20 protein-coding genes are annotated in these 20646 nt (G+C 68.4%); 17 read left to right on the forward strand and 3 right to left on the reverse strand.

Going from position 1 to position 20646, the window contains the following annotated elements; genetic code table 11:
- Positions 1–45: 45 nt before the first annotated feature.
- Both ACLQ2O_RS19665 and ACLQ2O_RS19670 read left to right on the forward strand, forming a co-directional pair.
- Positions 46–567 carry a hypothetical protein gene (locus ACLQ2O_RS19665; protein ID WP_425833342.1) on the forward strand — a complete coding sequence of 174 codons (522 nt, stop codon included), beginning with the start codon at positions 46–48 and terminating at the stop codon, positions 565–567.
- A 187-nt stretch (positions 568–754) separates the two neighbouring features.
- Positions 755–1531 carry a class I SAM-dependent methyltransferase gene (locus ACLQ2O_RS19670; protein WP_425833344.1) on the forward strand — a complete coding sequence of 259 codons (777 nt, stop codon included), beginning with the start codon at positions 755–757 and terminating at the stop codon, positions 1529–1531.
- Between the two features lie 732 nt (positions 1532–2263).
- Here ACLQ2O_RS19670 and ACLQ2O_RS19675 read toward each other — a convergent pair.
- Complete coding sequence (locus tag ACLQ2O_RS19675; RefSeq protein ID WP_425833346.1) at positions 2264–2503, reverse strand: MoaD/ThiS family protein; 240 nt, start codon at positions 2501–2503, stop codon at positions 2264–2266.
- Between the two features lie 161 nt (positions 2504–2664).
- Here ACLQ2O_RS19675 and ACLQ2O_RS19680 point away from each other — a divergent pair, with 161 nt between their 5' ends.
- Together ACLQ2O_RS19680 and ACLQ2O_RS19685 are read left to right on the forward strand one after the other, a co-directional pair.
- Complete coding sequence (locus tag ACLQ2O_RS19680; protein WP_425833348.1) at positions 2665–3378, forward strand: winged helix-turn-helix domain-containing protein; 714 nt, start codon at positions 2665–2667, stop codon at positions 3376–3378.
- A gap of 218 nt (positions 3379–3596) precedes the next feature.
- Positions 3597–3908, forward strand: a complete 312-nt coding sequence (locus tag ACLQ2O_RS19685; protein WP_425833350.1) for a hypothetical protein — start codon at positions 3597–3599, stop codon at positions 3906–3908.
- Positions 3909–4056: 148 nt separating this feature from the next.
- Here ACLQ2O_RS19685 and ACLQ2O_RS19690 read toward each other — a convergent pair whose 3' ends face one another.
- Positions 4057–5724: a bifunctional metallophosphatase/5'-nucleotidase gene (locus ACLQ2O_RS19690; protein WP_425833352.1), complete on the reverse strand. Its 1668-nt coding sequence runs from the start codon at positions 5722–5724 to the stop codon at positions 4057–4059.
- 222 nt (positions 5725–5946) lie between these two features.
- Here ACLQ2O_RS19690 and mshD point away from each other — a divergent pair, with 222 nt between their 5' ends.
- The 6 genes from mshD (at position 5947) to ACLQ2O_RS19720 (ending at position 10884) form a co-directional block, all read left to right on the forward strand.
- Complete coding sequence (mshD, locus tag ACLQ2O_RS19695; RefSeq protein WP_425833354.1) at positions 5947–6864, forward strand: mycothiol synthase; 918 nt, start codon at positions 5947–5949, stop codon at positions 6862–6864.
- 211 nt (positions 6865–7075) lie between these two features.
- Positions 7076–7681: a DUF6318 family protein gene (locus ACLQ2O_RS19700; protein ID WP_425833356.1), complete on the forward strand. Its 606-nt coding sequence runs from the start codon at positions 7076–7078 to the stop codon at positions 7679–7681.
- 44 nt (positions 7682–7725) lie between these two features.
- Complete coding sequence (locus ACLQ2O_RS19705; protein ID WP_425833358.1) at positions 7726–8568, forward strand: PKD domain-containing protein; 843 nt, start codon at positions 7726–7728, stop codon at positions 8566–8568.
- 227 nt (positions 8569–8795) lie between these two features.
- Positions 8796–9398, forward strand: coding sequence for a DUF6318 family protein (locus tag ACLQ2O_RS19710; protein ID WP_425833360.1), 603 nt, complete (start codon positions 8796–8798; stop codon positions 9396–9398).
- Between the two features lie 488 nt (positions 9399–9886).
- Positions 9887–10312, forward strand: a complete 426-nt coding sequence (locus ACLQ2O_RS19715) for a PKD domain-containing protein (RefSeq protein WP_425833362.1) — start codon at positions 9887–9889, stop codon at positions 10310–10312.
- Complete coding sequence (locus ACLQ2O_RS19720; protein ID WP_425833364.1) at positions 10312–10884, forward strand: DUF6318 family protein; 573 nt, start codon at positions 10312–10314, stop codon at positions 10882–10884. Before ACLQ2O_RS19715 ends, ACLQ2O_RS19720 begins: the two co-directional genes overlap by 1 nt.
- A 171-nt stretch (positions 10885–11055) precedes the next feature.
- Here ACLQ2O_RS19720 and ACLQ2O_RS19725 read toward each other — a convergent pair whose 3' ends face one another.
- Positions 11056–12114, reverse strand: coding sequence for an alpha/beta hydrolase (locus ACLQ2O_RS19725; protein ID WP_425833366.1), 1059 nt, complete (start codon positions 12112–12114; stop codon positions 11056–11058).
- Between the two features lie 87 nt (positions 12115–12201).
- Here ACLQ2O_RS19725 and ACLQ2O_RS19730 point away from each other — a divergent pair, with 87 nt between their 5' ends.
- The 7 genes from ACLQ2O_RS19730 (at position 12202) to pstA (ending at position 20638) form a co-directional block, all read left to right on the forward strand.
- Positions 12202–14361, forward strand: coding sequence for an RNA degradosome polyphosphate kinase (locus ACLQ2O_RS19730; RefSeq protein WP_425833368.1), 2160 nt, complete (start codon positions 12202–12204; stop codon positions 14359–14361).
- 30 nt (positions 14362–14391) lie between these two features.
- Complete coding sequence (locus ACLQ2O_RS19735) at positions 14392–15270, forward strand: NUDIX hydrolase (RefSeq protein WP_425833370.1); 879 nt, start codon at positions 14392–14394, stop codon at positions 15268–15270.
- A 150-nt stretch (positions 15271–15420) separates the two neighbouring features.
- On the forward strand, positions 15421–15894 hold the full coding sequence (locus tag ACLQ2O_RS19740; protein WP_273482675.1) for a bifunctional nuclease family protein: 474 nt from the start codon (positions 15421–15423) through the stop codon (positions 15892–15894).
- 76 nt (positions 15895–15970) lie between these two features.
- Positions 15971–17203 carry a hypothetical protein gene (locus ACLQ2O_RS19745; RefSeq protein WP_425833373.1) on the forward strand — a complete coding sequence of 411 codons (1233 nt, stop codon included), beginning with the start codon at positions 15971–15973 and terminating at the stop codon, positions 17201–17203.
- Between the two features lie 215 nt (positions 17204–17418).
- On the forward strand, positions 17419–18555 hold the full coding sequence (gene pstS / locus ACLQ2O_RS19750; RefSeq protein WP_425833375.1) for a phosphate ABC transporter substrate-binding protein PstS: 1137 nt from the start codon (positions 17419–17421) through the stop codon (positions 18553–18555).
- Positions 18556–18665: 110 nt separating this feature from the next.
- Entirely contained in the window at positions 18666–19721 is a 1056-nt protein-coding gene (gene pstC / locus ACLQ2O_RS19755) for a phosphate ABC transporter permease subunit PstC (RefSeq protein ID WP_425833377.1), read from the forward strand.
- Complete coding sequence (gene pstA / locus ACLQ2O_RS19760) at positions 19718–20638, forward strand: phosphate ABC transporter permease PstA (protein WP_425833379.1); 921 nt, start codon at positions 19718–19720, stop codon at positions 20636–20638. Before pstC ends, pstA begins: the two co-directional genes overlap by 4 nt.
- Positions 20639–20646 lie beyond the last annotated feature (8 nt).

Here is a 20646-nt window from a genome sequence, read left to right on the forward strand (position 1 = left end):
TCCGGCAACACGATCGCGCCGACGTCGCTCGTCCTCACGATCCCGTTGCTCGGCTGGTCGTCGGTCCGCAGCGACTACAGCTCCTGGTACGACGCCGAGCCGCGCGACGCGGTGGAGGTCGCGGCCGGCGGTACGTCGTACCAGGACGCCACCTGGTTCGCGACGAGTGTCGAGACCGATCCCCGGGCCGGCCGGACCGGCACGCCGCTGCCCGACGGCACCCCGCGGATCCGCGTGTACTTCCGGCTGCAGGTCGACGACCTCGCCAAGCTGGAGTCGCTCGGCGGCTGCCAGATCCACCTGCGCGCGAACGATGGCCGGACCTGGGACGAGTCGATCCTGGACGACGAGTTCCAGGACCGCCCGACCGGCTGCACCGGCGGTCACGACGACAAGCCGCAGAGCTGGCGCGCTCCGCGGCTCGCGCCGTACTTCCTGAAGCCGGTGGCGGGCAAGCCGTACGAGACGGTCGCGGTGTTCGTCGTACCGGCTGCTGTGGCCGGCGAGGTGCGGCCGACGATCACGTGGGCGACCCGGCTTCCGCAGTACCTGGCACTCCCGAGGTAGCGGCGCTCAGGTCGGTGACGCCTTCCCCTCCGCCTTCGCCGACCGGGTGCACCGGACGGTTGTCGACCCACCGTGGTGAGTAAGGTCCCCGTGCCCTGTGCCACAGCCGCGCAATCTGCCGGGCCCGGAGTCGGCCCACGCCGCAAAATCGAGGTGGCCCCCGAGCGACGAGATGTCACCATCAACCGTGAACGAACGAGCCCTCAGCTTCGGATCCGTCGCAGCCGCCTACGAGCGCTACCGCCCGGGCTACCCACCGGAGCTGGTGGATGCGGTGCTGGAGTACGCACAGGCCTCCGGCTCGCCCAGTACGCCGGTCCGCACGGCCCTTGAGATCGGCGCCGGGACCGGCAAAGCGACCCGTGCGTTCACCGCCCGCGGGATCGCGGTCACCGCCACCGAGCCCGATCCCGCGATGCTCGCCGAGCTTCGTCGCCAAGTCCCCGCAGCGCCAACGCTGCAGAGCACCTTCGAGGACCTCCCCCTCGGCCCGACGTACGACCTGGTCTTCGCGGCCGCCTCCCTGCACTGGACCACCCCAGCAGGCCGATGGGACCGAGCCGCCGCACTCCTCAACCCCCAAGGCACTTTCGCCTCCTTCGGCGGCCCCCTCCACCTCGCCGACCCAGCCGTCGCACAGGCCGTCCTCATCGTCAGCCGCCGCTACCTGGCCGACAACGGCGTCCCGTCCCCCGACGGCACGCCGGAGAACAGCCCCATGCAATGGCCCGGAACCGAACTCCTCCGCTCCCCACTCTTCACCGACGTCCACCAGTCAACAATCGACCGCCGAGTCACCATGCCCGGCCACGAGTACGTCGCCCACCTGTCCACCATCTCGGCGTACCTGCAGCTCCCGGAACCCACCCGAATCCAGGCCCTCACCGAGATCCTCCAGGTCCTCCCCCTAGAGGTAACGATGAACGCCGACCTAACCCTCCACCTGGCCCACCGCACCACGTAGCCCCCGCCAGATCCCAAGCACGCAACACCCCCGCACCCCCTGCCGGTCCCCAGGCACGCCGCCCCGCACCCATCCGGGCTCCCCACACCGCCCAGACCAGAGCCGGGCCGGTTCCTCATACACGCAGCACCACACAACCCTCCACGGGCCCAAGCCCGCAGCACCACCCAGCCCTCGAACCGACAGCACCACGCCCCCGCGGGCCCCAAGCCCACAGCGCTACACAAACCCACCCGGGCCCCAAGCCCAGAGCGCCCACCCGCGCATGCGCAGCCTCCGGCCACGCGCATGCGGGCATCCACCCCCCGCCACCGGCCGCGCTGAGCAGTCCCCCAGCAAGCCTTTCATCGGCAGCCGCCGCCTCAGCCGAAGGCGACCTACCCGGCCGCATCGAAGCGGCCCGCAGCACCACACAGCCCACCCGGTCCTCAAGCCGACAGCACCACGCAACCCCACCCGGACCCGGCAGGCCCACAGCACCCGCCCAAGCACGCGCAGCACCCGGCTACGCAACCGGCATCCACCACCCCTGCACCGGCCGCATTGCGCAATCCCCCGGCAGCCTTTCCAACCGGCCGCCGCGACCTCAGCCGAAGGCGACCTACCCGGCCGCATCCAAGCGGCCCGCAGCTCAGCGTCGTACCGGCTGACTCAGCGTCATACCGGCTGACTCAACGCCGGCAACCAGCAGCACAGCACCACCGAACCCACCATCCAGCAGCGTGCCCTGACTCAGCCCCCAGCGAACGGCGGCAATGCATCGACCAAAGCCCCGTCCCGGAGCGTCGTGGTGAGCTCCACGCGCTCGCCGTCGACCAGGAACGTGCAGATGCCCAGCACCCGGGCCAGCTCCGGCCGGTCGGCCGACACGGTCCCTACGAGCTCCTTGACCGAATCGGCGCGGGCCGTCGCGGTCGACTCCCCGGCCGCGGCGCGCGCGGCGGCGAAGTATCTGATCGTCACTTCCGGCATGTGGAGACGCCTCACTCATCGACAGGTTCCTGGAGTATTATGTCAGCTTGCTGTTCCACACCAGTGTGTCTCGGGCCCCCGGCAATGACGCCGTTGGGGCCTGACGTGCTTCAGGACCGGACCGCTGACCCGCGATCCACCGACCCGCACAAGGAGACAGCGTGAGCACGTTGCTGCTGCTGACGAACGCGCTGCAGGCCTCTACCGAGGTGCTGCCCTCTCTGGCCCTGCTCCCGCACCAGATCCGGATCCTTCCGTCCGAGGTCGCGGCCTTGGTGGACGCGCCCGACGCCGACGCGGTCCTGCTCGACGCCCGCCGTGACCTGGTCACGGTCCGCGGTGTGGCACGGCTGATCCGGACCACCGGTATCGACGTACCGCTGTTCCTGGTCGTCACCGAAGGCGGCCTGACCGCGGTGAACGCCGACTGGGGCGCCGACGACGTCCTGCTCGACACCGCAGGCCCGGCCGAGATCGAGGCCCGCCTGCGACTGGTGATCGGCCGCCTGGCTGCGGCCCGCAACGAGGACCCCGAGACCACGCTGATCCGCAGCGGCGACGTCGTCATCGACGAGGCGTCGTACACGGCGAAGCTGAACGGGCGCGCGCTCGACCTCACGTACAAGGAGTTCGAGCTCTTCAAGTTCCTCGCCCAGCACCCCGGCCGCGTCTTCACCCGCGAGCAGCTGCTCCAGGAGGTCTGGGGCTACGACTACTTCGGCGGCACCCGCACGGTCGACGTCCACGTCCGCCGCCTGCGCGCCAAGCTCGGCCCGGAGCACGAGTCCCTGATCGGCACCGTCCGCAACGTCGGCTACCGCTTCGTCATCCCGCCGACCACCAAGGAGCGGGAAACGGCCGACGCCAAAGTCTGAGTCGAGCCGGTCGCGCACCGCCGGGACCGGCTCCCAGCCACGGCTGTCACCGCGTACGGCGTACCTCAGCAGTCACACCAGTCACACGCGTCCCACATCACCTACTTTCCCGCCCTGCAACGGATCTGACCCCCGACGGGCTGCACAAGATCGGGCTTGGACCGGCGTGTAGCCGGGGTGCTACCTTGCGTATTCGGTCTGTTCACGAAAGGTGACCGATGGCGCACGCTCCGACTTCGCACCGCCGCGGCGGTGCTGCCGCTCATGCATCGCATCGCAGTGATCCGTCCGACGGACCGATCCAGACGACCACCTGGCTGGGCCTGACCTTCGCCATGGCCCTCGGCCTGCTGCTCAGCAGCCGCGCCCACGTCGGCGTGCACGCGGCCGGCATCACGCTGCTGGTGATGCTGGTCCCGCTCACGCTTGCGGTCTTCGGTACCGGCATCCGCCGCGGCCTCGGCTCCGGCCGCGCCGCGCTTTCGACCGGCGTAGCCCTCGCCTTCGTCGTGCTCAAGTTCGTCCTCTGATCGAGGCCGAACCACCAAGGCACACAGGTACGCCGTACGCAGGCAAGCCGCACAACCCCGGGAAGCAACCGCCCGGATCACCTTCAACTGAACGCGATCCGGGCGGCCGCCGTACCGGAGCCTCACCTCACGGCAGGTCCGGACAACGTCACGAGATGCTGATCCGGTCGGTAGCGCCGGGGGTGTACGGGTCGTGCGCGGACAGGTACGACGCGAAGGCGTCGATGTCGAGCCCGCCGAAGAACTTGTCCGTCGCCGTGGTGAAGGCCGGGAACCCGTCGCCACCGTCGGAGAGGAAGTTGTTCGTGACGATCCGGTACGACGTACCGTCGACGATCGGCTGACCGGCGACCTTCACCGACGACGCGACCACCTTCGAGCCGGCCGGAGCGGCCGGGTTGTAGGTGTAGGTGATCCCGGCGACCTGCAGCACCTTCGCCGACGCCGCGTTGGCGCCCGAGAACTGCTGCTCGAGCAGCGCCTTGATCTGCGTCCCGGTCATGTCCATCGAGACCAGGAAGTTGTTGAACGGCTGCACCGTGAACGCCTGCCCGAACGACACCGCTCCACCGGTCGAGGCCAGGTCGGCCCGGATCCCGCCCGGGTTCATGAACGCGACCACCGGCGTCTTGCCACCGGTCACCACCGACGGGTCGGCCAGCTGAGCGTCCGCGATCAGGTTGCCCAGCGGAGACTCCTGCGAGTCGTCCGGCGTCTTGGTCACCGACGGCGTCGTGATGTGCCCGATCACCTTGGACTCGATCGGCGCGACCAGGCCCTGGTACTTGGTGATCAGCTTCGTCAGGTCACGGTTCTTCGGCACGTCCTGGGTGACGATCAGGTTGTTGGCCAGCGTGTTCAGCCGGTCGACGTCCTTGGTCTTGTTGTCGATGCTCAGCCGCACCTGGGTGACGACCTTGCCGAACGACGACGCGCTGGTGACGAGCCGCGGCTTGCCGGCCGGGTCGTTGATCGAGCAGTTGTAGGCGTTGTGGGTGTGGCCGGAGATCACCGCGTCGATCGCCGGGTCGAGGTTCTTGGCGATGTCGGTGACCGGGCCGGAGATGCCCGGGCAGCTGTTGAACGCGCGCGGGTCGCTCGGGAAGCCGCCCTCGTGCAGCAGCACGACGATCGACTCGATGCCCTGCTTGCGCAGCTTCGGCACCAGCGCGTTCGCGGTCTCGACCTCGTCGGTGAACGTCAGCCCCTCGACGCCGGCCTTGGTGACGATGTTCGGCGTCGCCTCGAGCGTCATACCGATGAAGGCGACCTTCTGGCCGCTCTTGAACTTCTTCACCGTGTACGGGTCGAGCAGGGTCTGGCGGGTGTTCTCGAAGAACACGTTGGCCGACAGGTAGTCGAAGTCGGCGCCCTTGAACTTGGCCTTCTTGTCCGGGCAGGAGTTCTGGTTGTTCTGCCCGTCGCCGTCGTTCAGGCAGCCGCCGGTCTGCATCCGGAGCAGCTCGTGCCAGCCCTCGTCGAACTCGTGGTTCCCGACCGAGGCGGCGTCCAGGCCCATCTCGTTCATCGCCTCGATGGTCGGCTCGTCGTGGAACGCGGCCGACAGCAGCGGGGACGCGCCGATCAGGTCACCCGCGGCGACCGTGACGCTCTCCTGGCCCTGCGCCTTCGCCGCGGCACGCAGGTTGTCCAGGTGGGTGGCCAGGTACTCCGCGCCGCCGGCCGGGGTCCCGTTCACGTTGCCGCCGGAACTGGTGGCCGGGTTGGGCGCGAGGTTGCCATGAAAGTCGTTCAGCGCCAGCAGGTTGATCTGGGTGTGCGTCGGCTTCGGTTTGGCCGGTGCCGCCTGGGTCACGGTTCCCCCCGTGGCCAAGCCGAGTGCCACCGCGGCTCCGGCGGCCAGTAGGGCAACCGCCCGCGGACCCCTGAACCACGTCTTGTCTCGTCCTGTGAAGGCCATGTCTACTCCGTTGTAGTTTCGGACCGCAGGGTGTGCGGTGCCGCGAAATTACCCGACACGGAGTGGACCGTCCAAGGACTTGAGGGTGAACTGGGTAGGACCTTTTACGGTATTCACGTGACCCTCGAAGCAGTTCCCTCACCGTTGCCCTCGGCCACCGCGGCCGCCGTCACCCAACTCGCTCGCTCGGCAGCACAGAGCGACGACGTCAATCCGCTGTCCGAGCAGACGCTGCTCCACCTCAACGGCGAGCACCACGGCGACCTGCACGTCCTCGCGTACGCCGGTGAGCCCGCGACCGTCGACGCCACCGGCCTGTCCACCACCTCCGGCGACCTGGTCGGCTACGCCGCCCTCGGCCTCGACGGCTCAGCCGAGCTCGTCGTCGCGCCGGACGCCCGCCGCGAAGGAACCGGTACGGCGCTGCTGCGCACCCTGATCGACCACGGCGGCGCCAAGCTCCGCGTCTGGGCCCACGGCCGCCTCCCAGGCGCCGACGAACTCGCGGCCCACTTCGACCTGGACGTCACCCGCGAGCTGTACTTCCTTCGCCGTACCAGCGCGCCTCTGCCCGCGATCACCTGGCCGGACACCATCGAGGTCCGCCCGTTCGTCCCCGGCCAGGACGACGCCGCCTGGCTGAAGGTCAACGCCGCCGCCTTCGCCAGCCACCCCGAACAGGGCTTGTGGACGGCCGCCGACCTCACCGACCGCTTCCAGCAGGACTGGTTCGACCCCGAGGGCTTCTTCCTCGCCGTCGACCGCGAAACCGGCGAGGTCGCCGGCTTCCACTGGACCAAGATCGAGCACAACGAGGGCGAGGTGTACGTCGTAGGCGTCTCCCCCACCCACCAGGGCTCCGGCCTAGGCAAGGCCCTCACCCTCCAGGGCCTCCACCACCTCCAGGAAACCCGGGGTCTGGAGGCCATCACCCTGTACGTCGACGGCACCAACACCCCCGCCCGGCGGCTCTACGAATCCCTCGGCTTCACCACTGCCACCTTGGACGTCCAGTACGCCCCCAAGCCCCTGTGAACGGTGTCACACCGAAGTCATCCGCTCACATCGCGTCATAGACCGGCCCGAGCCCCGTCCCACCCTCAACCAGGAGCCGTCCGAGCCTCTCACCCCCCAGCCGGGCGGCTCCTGGCCCCAACCCAGTTGTCCACAGGTTGCAGCTTTTCCCATCTCACCGTCCCCCACGGACAGTTACGATCGACCAGTCGACTACGGAGGGCTGACGAACGTGACATTCCGCAACAGGCTGGCGGCCACAATCACTATCGGCCTGCTCACCACAGCCGTGGCAGCCTGCTCCAACGGCAGCCCGGAAGCAGGTCGCCCCGATACGTCCCCACCGCCGTCAACGGTTGATACGACTCCCACGCCCACATCACCGGGCTCAGGTACCAACGCCGTCCCCAGTGCGCCTCCGTCTCGTCCCGCGCCGGCATCAGGCTCGGGCCTGGCCGCCGGGGAGGCCTTCATCGCCTACTACGTGGACCTCCTGAACTACTCGTACGCGACCGGCGACCCGACGCCGTTCATGACCGCAAGCGAAAAGGGCTGCCTCGGTTGCCAGGGCATCGCTGACTACGCCCGCAAGGTCAACGTGAAGAACGGCGGCATCAAGGGTAACTACAAGGACAAGTTGATCGCGGTGAAGGAGATCTACCGCGGCGCGTCAGGACGGCTGGGTGGGTCGGCGACCATCCGATCCGGGACCTACGAGGAGCGGCTGACGCCGAGCGCTTCGCCTGTCCAGCAGACGAGCAGCGACGGGACCATGGAGTTCACGCTCTCGACCAGCTCAGGCGACTGGGTGATGTACGAATTGCAGATCACCGAATGAGGCCGGCCCTTCGAGCTGGCTTCGTCGCGCTCTTCCTGGGGAGCTTGGCAGCGACTTGCACCCTGTTCTTCTCGGCGGGCACATCACTCGATGCTTCAGCGAAGCCGTCGAGCTCGGCGACCAAGGATCCGAAGGTCAAAGGCAAGAAGACGCGCTGGGGAGCAAGTCTCAAGGGACAGCAGCAGACCTTGCGGAGGGAGTTTCCACAGCCAGGTACGCCAGAACGCCAGCTCCCCAAGCCCGCCAAGAAGACCAAATTCGATCTGCCGTCATCATCCACTCGCCGAGTCCCCTTTCGCCTCAACATTGGGATCTGTGGCATGCCGGCTCCCGACGGGGGCGGCCGGATGGGACCGGCTCGCTGTGAGGAAGCTGAGCGGTTGGAGCCGGATCAGCCGACGCCCTCGGTGGCGGCCCGGAGGGATTTGCCTCGCCCCGAGGACGTGACCTGGGAGCAGGTGTTGAGCGAGACCAAGGATGTCGCATTCCCCGGATTGCGGGTGAAGGTGCAACCGGCCGAAAAGACCTTGGTGAACCTGGACACGATCGTCTACACCGACCAGGCAAAGGTTTCCAACACGACCGTGAGGTTGCTGGGGTTCCCGGTGGCGGTCGAAGCGACGCCGATGAGTTACACCTGGAGCTTCGGTGACGGGACGACGCTGACCACAACCACGCCAGGGAAGCCGTACCCGGCCAAGGAAATCACGCACAAGTATGCGAAGCGCGGCTCGGTGCAGGTCAGTTTGACGACCAACTACGGCGCACGGTTCAACGTGGACGGAACGGGCTGGCAGTACATCGACGGCACTGTTCCGATCACAGGCCCCGCCACACCCCTGCTGGTGCAGGAGGCCGTGCCCGTGCTGGTGGATCCGCCGAACTGAGGAGCGCCTCCCGCCGCCGGGGTTCAGGGGTTGAGGGCTGACTTCGAGTAGGCGTGGATTCGGACTTGCGCCGCTCGATCATGGCGCCCAACGCCAGCATGTTGGCGAAGCCGCGGAGCATGGCGGGTCCTGGCCCAAGCAGTTGTCCACAGGTTGCAGCTTTTCCCATCTCACCGTCCCCCACGGACAGTTACGATCGATCAGTCGACTACGGAGGGCTGACGAACGTGACATTCCGCAACAGGCTGACCGCCATCACCACCGGCTGCCTGCTCGCCGCGGCCTTGACCGCCTGCTCAGAGGGCAGCCCGGAAGCGGGGCGTCCGGACACCACCACGCCACCTTCGCCTAGCTCGCCCGAGGCACCGCCGAGCAACACCTCGTCACCGACGGTTGGAGCACCGAGTTCCCCACCTCCCCGACCGACGCCTGCCGCAGGTTCGACTCTTGCCGCAGGCGAGGCATTCATCGCCTACTACGTGAGTCTTCTGAACTACTCGTACGCGACTGGTGACCCGAAGCCATTCATGGCCGAAAGCGATCAGGGCTGCCTCGGCTGCAAAGCGCTCGCTGGCTACGTTCAGAAGGTCAACGCACGCAATGGCGGCCTCACGGGTGACTACGGGGACAAACTGCAGGCGGTCAAGGAGATCTACCGCGGTGAGGCCGGGAAAGTGGGCGGTTCCGCCACTCTTAAGTCGGGCGATTTCGTGGAACGGGCCAACCCCAGTGCGTCACCGGTGACCAAGAAGAGCGCGACCGGCATGTTGGAGTTCACCCTGGCGCCTTCGGGTGGCAACTGGGTGATGTTCGAAATGCAGATCAACTGATGCAGGCGCCACTTCGATCGTGGGCCGTGCTGACGTCGCTGGTAGTCGTCGGGACCGTGAGCATCGTCGTGGGGTCCGTAGAAGCTGCGGTCGGCACGCCCGCCGAGCCATCAGGAACGGCGACTAAGAAGCCCTCGGGGTCTTCCACCAAGAAAACTGACATCGACGCGAAACCGTCCCGGTGGGGAGTTGTCCTGGGCGGCCACGGGAAAGAGGCCGGGCGGCTTCCTGGAAAGCATGCGAAGCCTCCCCCCGAGCCTGAGAACGACTATCCGAGAAAGAGCCCGACCCAACCCGCTGGAGAGTCGAAACGGCGGGCTCCCTTCCGCCTGAACATCGGAATCTGTGGGATGCCAGCCCCCGATGGAGGCGGGCGGATGGGGCCTGCTCGTTGTCAGGAGGCCGAGCGGTTGGAGCCGGACGAGCCGACGCCATCGGTCGCAGTTACGCAGTTGCCTCAGCCGGAGGATGTCACCTGGGAGCAGGTGTTGAGTGAGTCCAAGGATGTCGCGTTTCCCGGGTTGCGGGTGAAGGTGCAGCCGGCCGAGAAGACTTTGGTGAACCTGGACACGATCGTCTACACGGACCAGGCAAAGGTGTCCAGCACGACAGTGACGTTGCTCGGGTTCCCGGTGCTGGTTGAGGCGACGCCGATGAGTTACACGTGGCGGTTCGGGGACGGGACGACGGTGACGACCGAGTCGCCGGGGAAGCCGTACCCGGCGAAGGAGATCACGCACAAGTACTTGAAGCGTGGAGCGGTGAGCGTCACGCTGACGACCAACTACGCGGCCAGGTTCAACGTGGACGGAACGGGCTGGCAGTACATCCAAGGCACCGTGCCGATCACAGGCCCCGCGACACCCCTGCAGGTGCAGGAGGCTGTGCCGGTGCTGGTGGATCCACCGAACTGATGGCAGGTCTTGGTAGGTCTGTTCGGGTGGGCGCCGCTGTGCTCGCGGGCTGGTTGATCACTGGACTTCTTGGTTGCTCCGCGAGTGGCTCTGGAACGGATCGGATAGTCGCCGCTGGGCCGTCGACGCCATCTGGCGTGGCGGTGGCACCTGAACGTCCCGGGAGGGCTGAAGGACTGACGTTGGCGGCTGCCGAGGAGTTCGTCCGCTATTACAGCGACCTGTTGAACTACGCGTCCGCCACGGGCGACACCGCTCGCTTGCTGGGTGAAAGTGACACGGGGTGCGAGAACTGCAAGAGCTACGCCGATTTCGTCAAGAAATCCAACGCCGCGAACGGACTGCTGACCGGGGACTACCGCGAGAAGGTCGGTGATGTCGCTGAACTGGTGCGCGGTGTGCACGGGCGAGTGGGCGGTTCAGCGACGATTCAGGTCGGTCGGTACGTCAGCCGCCAGACGGCAACCGCGTCTCCGTTCACGAGCGAGGCGACGAAGTACAACCGCAAGTTCGCCCTGTCGGCTCGAGGGCAGAGATGGGTCATGTTCGAGATGCAGCTCGTCGAGCAATGACATCGCCGACGATCTACCAGGAACAAATGATCCGGAAGCCTCAGGTGCAGCGCTCGGTGCTGTGTACTTTGCCGGCCGCGCTGCGATGCACATGCAAATGGCTCCACCGGTGAGAGACCTGGCGCCTCTTCTCCGACCTCAGCTGGTGGCCGACCCCGTCGATAGCTGAGGTCAGGGGTTGAGGGCTGACTTCACGTGGGCGTGGATTCGTAGTTGCGCCGCTCGGGTGGCGCCGCCCAGGGCCAGCATGTTGGCGAAGCCGTGGATCATGGCGGGTTCCTGGTGGAGGGTCGTGGGGACGCCGGCGGCAGTGAGGGCGGCGGCGTAGTCGTTGCCTTCGTCTCTCAGGGGGTCGAAGCCGGGGGTGACCACCAGGGCTGGGGCCAGGCCCTCCAGAGATCCGAAGAGCGGGGAGACTCGCGGGTCGGGGCGGAGCGACGGGTCGGGGGTGTAGTGCTCTCGGTACCAGAGGATCTCTTCCTCGGTGAGGAAGAAGCCTTCGGCGAAGAGGTCTCGGGACGGGCGGCGGCCGACGAGGTCGACGGCGGGGTAGAGGAGGAGTTGCAGCGCGGGCGGTGGGATGTCGCGGGCGACGCACTGCTGGGCGACCACGGCGGCGAGGTTGCCGCCGGCGGAATCTCCGCCTACGGCGACCAGCGAAGGGTCGGCGCCGAGGTCCTCGGCGTGCTCGACGGCCCAGCTGAAGGCGGCGACGGCGTCCTCGGCTGCGACCGGCGCGGGTGCCTCGGGGGCGAGGCGGTAGTCGACCGACAGGACGCGGACTCCGGCTTCGACAGCGACGTCGCGGCAGTAGGCGTCGTGGGTGTTCAGGTCGCCGACGACCCAGCCGCCGCCGTGGAAGAAGACGAGCAGGCCGCGGCCCGCCGTACGGGGGACGTAGAGGCGGGCACCGAGTTGACCGTCGGCGCCTCGGACGGTGAGTTCGGTCACGCGCTGGACCTCGCGCGGCGGTCCGGCGACCAGGGCGGTCCCGCGGAGCAGACCGGCGCGGGCCGCGGCGACCGACTTCGGAGAGCCACTGCCGGGGAGCAGGGCCTCTAGCCGGAGCAGGAGCTGCAGGTCGGGGTCGAGAACGTTGCCGTCGATCTCGATCGGGGCGCCGGCCAGGCGGTGGCGGACCGCCGCGGGCAGGGCGTAGACCGGGGTCAGGGCATGGCCCTGGACCGCCTTCTGGGCGGTTCGGAGCAGCGCGTCCACTCGTGGGTTCACAAAGAGTGACGCTAGCAACAACCGGCGCCATCGCGCAGACACGACCCTGACATGCCTGCCAACACCTGCAGTTCACCAAAGGATGGGATGCTGGTCAGCGTGGCAGGAGACTTGTTGGCGTCGCACAACCGGGAGTACGACGTCGAGCCCCCGTACGACATCACGGAGGCCGGCGACCTTCCCGAGGACAGGTTCTCGGACCGCGAGCTGAGCTGGCTGGCGTTCAACCAGCGGGTGCTCGAGCTGGCCGAGAGCGACCGCGTGCCGTTGCTGGAGCGGGCCAAGTTCCTGGCCATCTTCGCGAGCAACCTGGACGAGTTCTACATGGTCCGCGTGGCCGGCCTGAAGCGCCGCATCGCGGCCGGCGTCGCCGTCCGGGCCGCCAGCGGGCTGATGCCGCGCGAGGTGCTCGACCGGAGCCTGAGCCGCAGCCGCGAACTGATGGACCGTCAGGCCGAGACCTGGCGCAAGGTCGTGCTGCCCGCCCTGGTCAAGGAGGGCATCGACATCCTCCGCTGGGACGAGCTGGAGCACGCCGAGCGCGAGGCGATGACCCAGTTCTTCAAGGACCGGGTCTTCCCGGTCCTGACCCCGCTCGCGGTCGACCCGTCGCACCCGTTCCCCTACATCTCCGGCCTGTCGCTCAACCTGGCCGTCGTGGTCCGCAACCCCGACTCCGGCGGCGAGCACTTCGCCCGGGTGAAGGTACCGCCGCTGCTGCCCCGGTTCGTGAAGGTCGCCGAGGGCCGGTTCGTCCCGCTGGAGGACGTGATCGCGACGCACCTCGGCCAGCTGTTCCCGGGCATGGAGGTGACCCAGGTCCACACCTTCCGGGTCACCCGCAACGAGGACCTCGAGGTCGAGGAGGACGACGCGGAGAACCTGCTCGCCGCGCTCGAGAAGGAGCTGCTGCGGCGCCGGTTCGGCCCGCCGGTCCGGCTCGAGGTGGAGGAGTCGATCGACCCGAAGGTCCGCGCGCTGCTGGTCTCCGAGCTCGGCGTCACCGAGGCCGAGGTGTTCGAGGTGCCGGGCCCGCTGGACCTGCGTGGCCTGTTCGACATCGCGTCGCTGGACCGCGCCGAGCTGAAGTACCCCGGCTTCGTCCCGTCGACCCACCCGCACCTGGCCGAGGTGGAGACCTCCAACCCGGCCGACATGTTCCACGCGCTCAAGCAGCGTGACGTACTGGTCCACCACCCGTACGACAGCTTCTCGACGAGCGTGCAGCGGTTCATCGAGCAGGCCGCGGCCGACCCGCACGTGCTCGCGATCAAGCAGACCCTGTACCGGACCAGTGGTGACTCCCCGATCGTCGACGCGCTGATCGACGCCGCCGAGGCCGGCAAGCAGGTGCTGGTCCTGGTCGAGATCCAGGCCCGCTTCGACGAGCAGGCGAACATCAAGTGGGCCCGGCAGCTCGAGCACGCCGGCTGCCACGTCGTGTACGGCGTGATCGGGCTGAAGACGCACTGCAAGCTGTCGATGGTGGTCCGCGACGAGCCGGACGGCCTGCGCCGCTACGCCCACATCGGCACCGGCAACTACCACCCGAAGACGGCCCGCCTGTACGAGGACCTCGGCCTGCTGACCAGCGACAAGGTCGTCACCGAGGACATCGCGCACCTGTTCAACCACCTGTCCGGCTTCGCCCGCAGTACCGGCTCGCGTCGCCTGCTGGTCGCCCCCCAGTCCGTACGCCGGGGCCTGCTGGACCGGATCGAGCGGGAGGTCCAGCACCACCTGGCCGGCCGCCCGGCCCGGGTCCGGATCAAGGTGAACAGCCTGGTCGACGAGGCCCTGTGCGACGCCCTGTACCGCGCCTCGCAGGCCGGGGTCCCGGTCGACCTGTGGATCCGGGGCATTTGCACGCTTCGGCCCGGCGTACCGGGACTGTCGGACAACATCCGCGTCCGCAGCATCCTCGGCCGGTTCCTGGAGCACAGCCGGGTCTTCTGGTTCGACAACGGCGGCGAGGCCGAGGTCTGGATCGGTTCGGCCGACCTGATGCACCGCAACCTGGACCGCCGGGTCGAGGTGCTGGTCCAGCTCAAGCAGCAGGACCAGATCAACGAGCTGCGCGAGCTGTTCGACTTCGGCTTCGACGAGCGGACCGGGTCATGGTGGTTGCAGCCCGACGACACGTGGCAGGCCCGGCTGACCGGTCCGGACGGCGAGCCGCTGCGTGACCTGCAGGAGCGGCTGATCGCGACCCGCGGCCGGCGCCGCCAGGCCGACGTCCAGGCCTGACCCGAGAGCCGACCCCGAAGGCTGGAGACCATGAGCAACCCGGCGACCGTGATCGCCGCGGGTGGTGTCGTGTGGCGGGAACGCCGCGGCACGCGCGAGATCCTGCTGGTGCACCGCCCCCGGTACGACGACTGGTCGCTGCCGAAAGGCAAGCTGACCGCGCACGAGCACGTGCTGTCCGCGGCCCGGCGCGAGATCGAGGAGGAGACCGGCCTGCGGGTCGTGCTCGGGCCGTCGCTCGGCGTCCAGCGCTACGACGTCCGCAAGAACGGCGGGACCGTGCCGAAGCTCGTGCACTACTGGTCCGCCGAGACCCGCGGCGACGGCGAGTTCGTCCCGAACGACGAGGTCGACCGGGTCGACTGGCTCCCGGCCGACGAGGCCGCCGAGCGGCTCAGCTACCCGCGCGACGTGGACATCCTGCGGAACCTCGAGCACGCCGTACCGGTGGTCGCCACGCTGGTCGTCCTGCGGCACGCCGAGGCGATCAAGCGCAAGGACTGGGACGGCGACGACACGGACCGCCCGCTGACGGCTCACGGCCGAGTCACGGCCGAGCGTCTGGTCGACGTACTGGCTGCTCTGGGGGTGGACCGGGTCCGCAGCAGCGACGCGGAGCGGTGCGCGACGACGGTCACGCCGTACGCCGCGGCGATCGGCCGCAAGATCCACCTGCACCCGGAGATCTCCGAGCGCGGGTTCGAGGCGGACCGGCACGCGGTGAACGGGCTGGCCGGGACCGCCTGGAAGCACGGCCACGTCACCGTCGTCTGCTCGCACCGGCCGGTGCTGCCCGCGCTGGCCCGGGAGCTCGGGCTCCCGGTCGGCAAGTTCTCCCCCGGCGCGTTCGTCGTCGCGCACCTGCTCGCGGACGGCCGGGTGGCCCACGAGCGCTTCGGCGCGCCCTAGAGACTGTGACTCCGAGCGACCCCGCCAATGCAAAGAGATCGTCACAGTCGGGGTCGCCGCCGAGTGTGGCTGGCCCTGCCGGGTATGTTCCTACCGAGGAAACCGGCGCCCTACCGGGAGCCGGCGGCACGGAGAGGCCGGGACCGCACCATGACATCGATGCGCGAACTGACTCTGATCGGGATCCGGATGGAGTCGCCCAACCGGGCGCCCGTGATGATGCTGCGCGAGACCGAGGGCTACCGCTACCTGCCGATCTCGATCGGCTCGGTGGAGGCGACCGCGATCGCCTACGAGGAACAGGGGCTGCGCCCCTCCCGGCCGCTGACCCATGACCTGATGCGCGACCTGATCGAGGCGTTCGGGGTGCACATCGAGGCGGTCGAGATCGTCGAGCTGCGCGACGCGGTCTTCTACGCCGAGCTCGTGCTGGCCAACGGCGCCCGCGTCTCGGCCCGGCCGAGCGACTCGGTCGCGCTGGCGGTCAGACTCGGTACGCCGATCCGCTGCACCGAACAGGTGCTGCGCGAGGCGGGCGTGGCCACGCCCGAGGAGGAGCAGGCCGAGCTGGAACGGTTCCGCCAGTTCCTCGACGGGGTCGCGCCGGAGGACTTCTCCAGCTGAGCAGGTCGGGCGTGCGCTAACCTCTGCGTGCGCCGGCGGCAGGGGTGACCACCGGGCTTCAACCTGGGGACCCTCGATGCGTATCCGCCGTACCGTGATCGCCGCCGGCCTGGCCGTTGCCGCCGTCGCCGCGATCACCACTTCCGCCGCCGCTGCCGGCCCTACCGCACCGACCGGCGTGAAGCTCGCCTGGGCCGACGCGACCCAGCAGCAGATCCGCGTCACCTGGACGGATGCGGGCGAGGCCAACAAGGTGCAGTTCGTCGGCGAGGCGTTCGGGGCCAAGGACATCGCCAAGATCGCGGCCGACGCACCGAACGAGCTGCTTGTTCCCAGCGACAGCATCTACGGCGGCAACCGGGCGACCTTCACCGTCGCCTCGGTCGACAGCGCCGGCACGGCGGGTCCCGTGGCGAAGTCGGTCGAGTTCGACACGTCGGCGCCCGACGACGTCCCGATCACGTACGCCGACCCAAGGGCGGACGGCTCGCTGTTCGTCTCCTGGCACGATGCCGTGCCGCAGTACGACTACAACCCGAAGGACCCGTTCGACGGCCCCGGGCCGGTGCGCTACTCGATCGTGAACCTGAACGGTGGCGCCGAGACTCCGGTACCCGGCAACCTGCGGTTCGCCGTCGTCAAGGCCCGGCCGCGGCCGTACTACGTCTCCGTGCGAGCGGAGAACCTCTGGGGCCCGTCCAACACGCGCGCGTTCACCTTCGACCAGACGGCCATCACCGGTGGCGCGATCCCCAGCTCGGCGGCGTACGGGCACCTGCTGACCGTCAGTGGCACGACCGGCAACGTGCAGCAGCACATCGCGCTCCAAGCCCGGGATTCCGCGAGCAAGCCGTGGGTCACACTCACCAGCACCTACTCCGGGTTCGACGGCGTCTTCCGCCTCCAGGCGCCCTCCCCCGGCGCCCGGCAGTACAGGCTCCTGGCCCCCGCGTGGAAGCGCTCGGACGCGGCGGCCCTCGAGTACGCCACCGGCGTGACCACCTCACTGACCCGGCACTCGATCGCGACCGCCAAGTTCAGCGCGAACGTCGTCACGCTCGGCCAGAACGTCACCGCCACCCTGGCGATCGCGCCCGCGACCAACGTCCGCACCACGCTGCAGCGGTGGAACGGCAAGGCGTGGGTCGGGGTGAAGGACCTGATCCTCGCCCAGGGCAAGTCCAGCTACACGTTCAAGACGACGGCCCGCGGCACCTCGGCGTACCGGTTCTTCATCCCCAGTACGACGTACGGCGGCCGGGCGATCACCTGGACGACGTCGGCATCCCTTCCGCTGGTCGTGCGCTGATATCGGACCGTGACCAACGGGCGCTTGAAATCACTCAGCGTCACGGCTCTTAACTCAGTTCATCTGTTGTCCTTCTCACGGCACGCCAGTCGTCGCGAGCGCTACGGGAACCGTTCACCGCTCGTTCATCCGCGACGGACCAGGCAGTCACTTGGTCTCTTTACCGTCTGTGGCAGATCACAAAGTCTGAATTCCCGCAGAAGGGCAACACTCTCGTGTCCGTCAATCGCCTGCTCCGCGTCGGCACCGTCGCCGTGGCTTCCCTCGGCGTCCTCGCTCTGAGCGCCTGTGGCAGTGACCCGGAGCCGTCGGGCTCCTCGACCCCGTCAGGTTCCGACTCGGCCTCCACCGGTGGCGCCGAGTGCCCCGAGGGCACGCTGAACGCCGAGGGATCCTCGGCGCAGAAGAACGCCATCGAGGAAGTCATCGCCAAGTACAACGAGAAGTGCGCCGACGTCACGGTGAACTACAACCCGACCGGCTCCGGTGCGGGCATCAAGCAGTTCAACGCCAGCCAGGTCGACTTCGCCGGTTCCGACTCGGCGCTGAAGACCGAGGGCGCCGACGGCGGTGAGTCCGAGGCGGCCGCCGCGGCCAAGCGCTGCCAGGGCAGCCCGGCACTGAACCTGCCGATGGTCATCGGCCCGGTCGCGATCGCCTACAACGTCGACGGCGTCAGCAAGCTGATCGTCGACGGCCCGACCGCCGCGAAGATCTTCCAGGGCGTCATCAAGACCTGGAACGCGCCGGAGATCGCCAAGCTGAACCCGGGCGTCACCCTCCCGTCGGCTCCGATCGCGGTCTTCTTCCGCTCCGACGAGTCCGGCACCACCGAGAACTTCACCAAGTACCTCGAGGCGGCCGGTGGCGGCGCCTGGACCGGCAAGCCGGCCAAGAAGTGGACCGGCACCGGCGCCGGCAAGGAGAAGTCGGCCGGTGTGGCCGAGGGCGTCAAGAGCACCAAGAACTCGATCACCTACGTCGAGTGGTCCTACGCGGTCGACAACAAGCTCGGCATCGCGCAGGTCGACTCCGGCGCCGGCCCGGTCGAGCTGACCGCCGAGTCGGCCTCGAAGGCGCTGGCCGCGGCCAAGCCGGCCGGTACCGGTGCGGACCTGTCGCTGAAGCTGGACTTCGCCAGCAAGGCGGCCGGAGTCTACCCGATCATCCTGGCGACGTACGAGATCGCCTGCAGCAAGGGCCTCCCGGCCGAGAAGACCGCGCTGGTGAAGAGCTTCCTGACCTACTTCGCCAGCACCGAGGGTCAGGCCTCGCTGACCGAGCTGAACTACGCGCCGCTCCCGGAGGAGCTGCGGACCAAGGTCGACGCCGCCATCCAGGGCATCAGCTGACCTGCGAAGACCGCAGTACGTGATGCGAGCCCCGGCTTCCCTCCTACGGGCAGCCGGGGCTCGCCTCGTCACCGGAGATCCCTACCACCCCGGCGCTTGGAGCAGCACCCATGAGTAGTACAGACGGCACGGCCCCGCCCACCGGCCAGCCGCGGGACGACCAGCAGGTCGACCTGGGACCGGTCGGCCACCTCGGCGACCGGTTGTTCGCCGGCCTGGCCCGCGGGTCGGGCGCGCTGGTGGTCCTGATCGTCGCGTTCGTCGGCATCTTCCTGCTGGCGCTGGCGATCCCGGCCCTCACCAAGAACGACAGCAGCTTCCTGTTCTCCCGGATCTGGGAGCCCGGCGCGGTGCCGCCGCAGTTCGGTATCGCCGCGCTGTTCTACACCACCGTGATCAGCTCGATCATCGCGATGGCGATCGCGGTCCCGATCGCGGTCGGGGTGGCGCTGTTCACCACGTACTACGCACCGAAGCGGCTGGCCGCGCCGGTGTCGCACGCGATCGACCTGCTGGCCGCCGTACCGTCGATCATCTACGGCCTGTGGGGCATCTTGTTCTTCGCCCCGATCCTGCGGCCGGTGATCAACGGGATCGGTTCGGCGCTGGGCTGGATCCCGCTCTTCGAGAAGCCCGTCACCGACAACGTCGGCGTGGTGTTCACCGCGTCGGTCGTGCTGGCGATCATGATCCTGCCGGTCGTCACCGCGATCAGCCGGGAGATCTTCGCCCAGACGCCGGTCGCGCACCGCGAGGGCGCGCTGGCGCTCGGCTCGACCCGCTGGGAGATGATCCGGATGGCCGTCCTGCCGTACGGCCGCTCCGGTGTGGTCAGCGCCTCGATGCTGGGCCTCGGCCGAGCGCTCGGTGAGACCGTCGCCGTCCTGATCATCTTGTCGGTGCCGAACGGCAACGACCCGTGGAACTCCTCGATCTTCGCCGGCGGCGAGACGTTCGCCTCGAAGATCGCCAACAACGCCGCCGAGTTCGACACCCCGGAGAAGACCGGCGCGTACATCGCGGCCGGTCTGGTCCTGTTCGTGGTGACCTTCCTGGTCAACTCCGCCGCCCGGCTGATCGTGGCGCGCAGCGGTCCCGGTGGGAAGCGCACCCGCAAGGTCCGCCGGGTCGGCGACAAGCCGCAGAACGAAGGAGCAGGGCTGTGACGACTCTCGCGGCGAACAAGCCGGCCTACGACGGCAAGACGCTCGACCTGACCGGCAAGTCCGGCGCCCGCGCGTTCCGCAACACCCTGGCCAGCGTGCTGATCACGCTGTGCTTCCTGGTCGCGCTGATCCCGCTGATCTGGATCCTGTGGACCGTGATCAGCAAGGGCTACAGCCTGCTGCTGGACGGCGGCTGGTGGAGCGAGTCGCAGCGCGGCATCACCGTACGGCGTGAAGGCGGCGGCGCGTACCACGCGATCATGGGCACGCTGATCATGTCCCTGATCACCGCGCTGATCGCGGTCCCGATCGCCATCCTCGGCGCGATCTACCTGGTCGAGTACGGCAAGGGCACCCGGGCCGCCAAGGTGGTCAGCTTCATGATCGACATCCTGACCGGTGTCCCGTCGATCGTGGCGGCGCTGTTCATCTACGCCGTCTGGATCACGGTGTTCGGCTTCAACCGGGTCGGTTTCGCCGTCTCGCTGTCGCTGGTGCTGCTGATGCTGCCGGTCGTGCTGCGCTCCACCGAGGAGATGCTCAAGCTGGTTCCCGACGAGCTGCGCGAGGCGTCGTACGCGCTCGGGGTGCCGAAGTGGAAGACGATCCTCAAGGTGGTCGTACCGACCGCGTTCGGCGGCATCATCACCGGCGTGATGCTCGGCCTGGCCCGCGTGATGGGTGAGACCGCGCCGCTGCTGATCCTGGTCGGCTACTCCAAGAACATCAACCTGAACCCGTTCGACGGGTTCATGGGCGCGCTGCCGACGATGATCAACCAGGACCGGACCGAGCTGGCGCTGCAGCCGGCCGCGGACCGGGTCTGGGCGGCCGCGCTGACCCTGATCCTGCTCGTCCTCCTGCTCAACCTGCTGGCGCGCGTGGTCGCGCGGTTCAGCATGATCAAGTCCAAATAGTCGAGAGG

Origin of the sequence: Kribbella sp. DT2, assembly GCF_049844575.1 — a bacterium.
In the GTDB taxonomy this organism is placed as follows: Bacteria; Actinomycetota; Actinomycetes; order Propionibacteriales; family Kribbellaceae; genus Kribbella.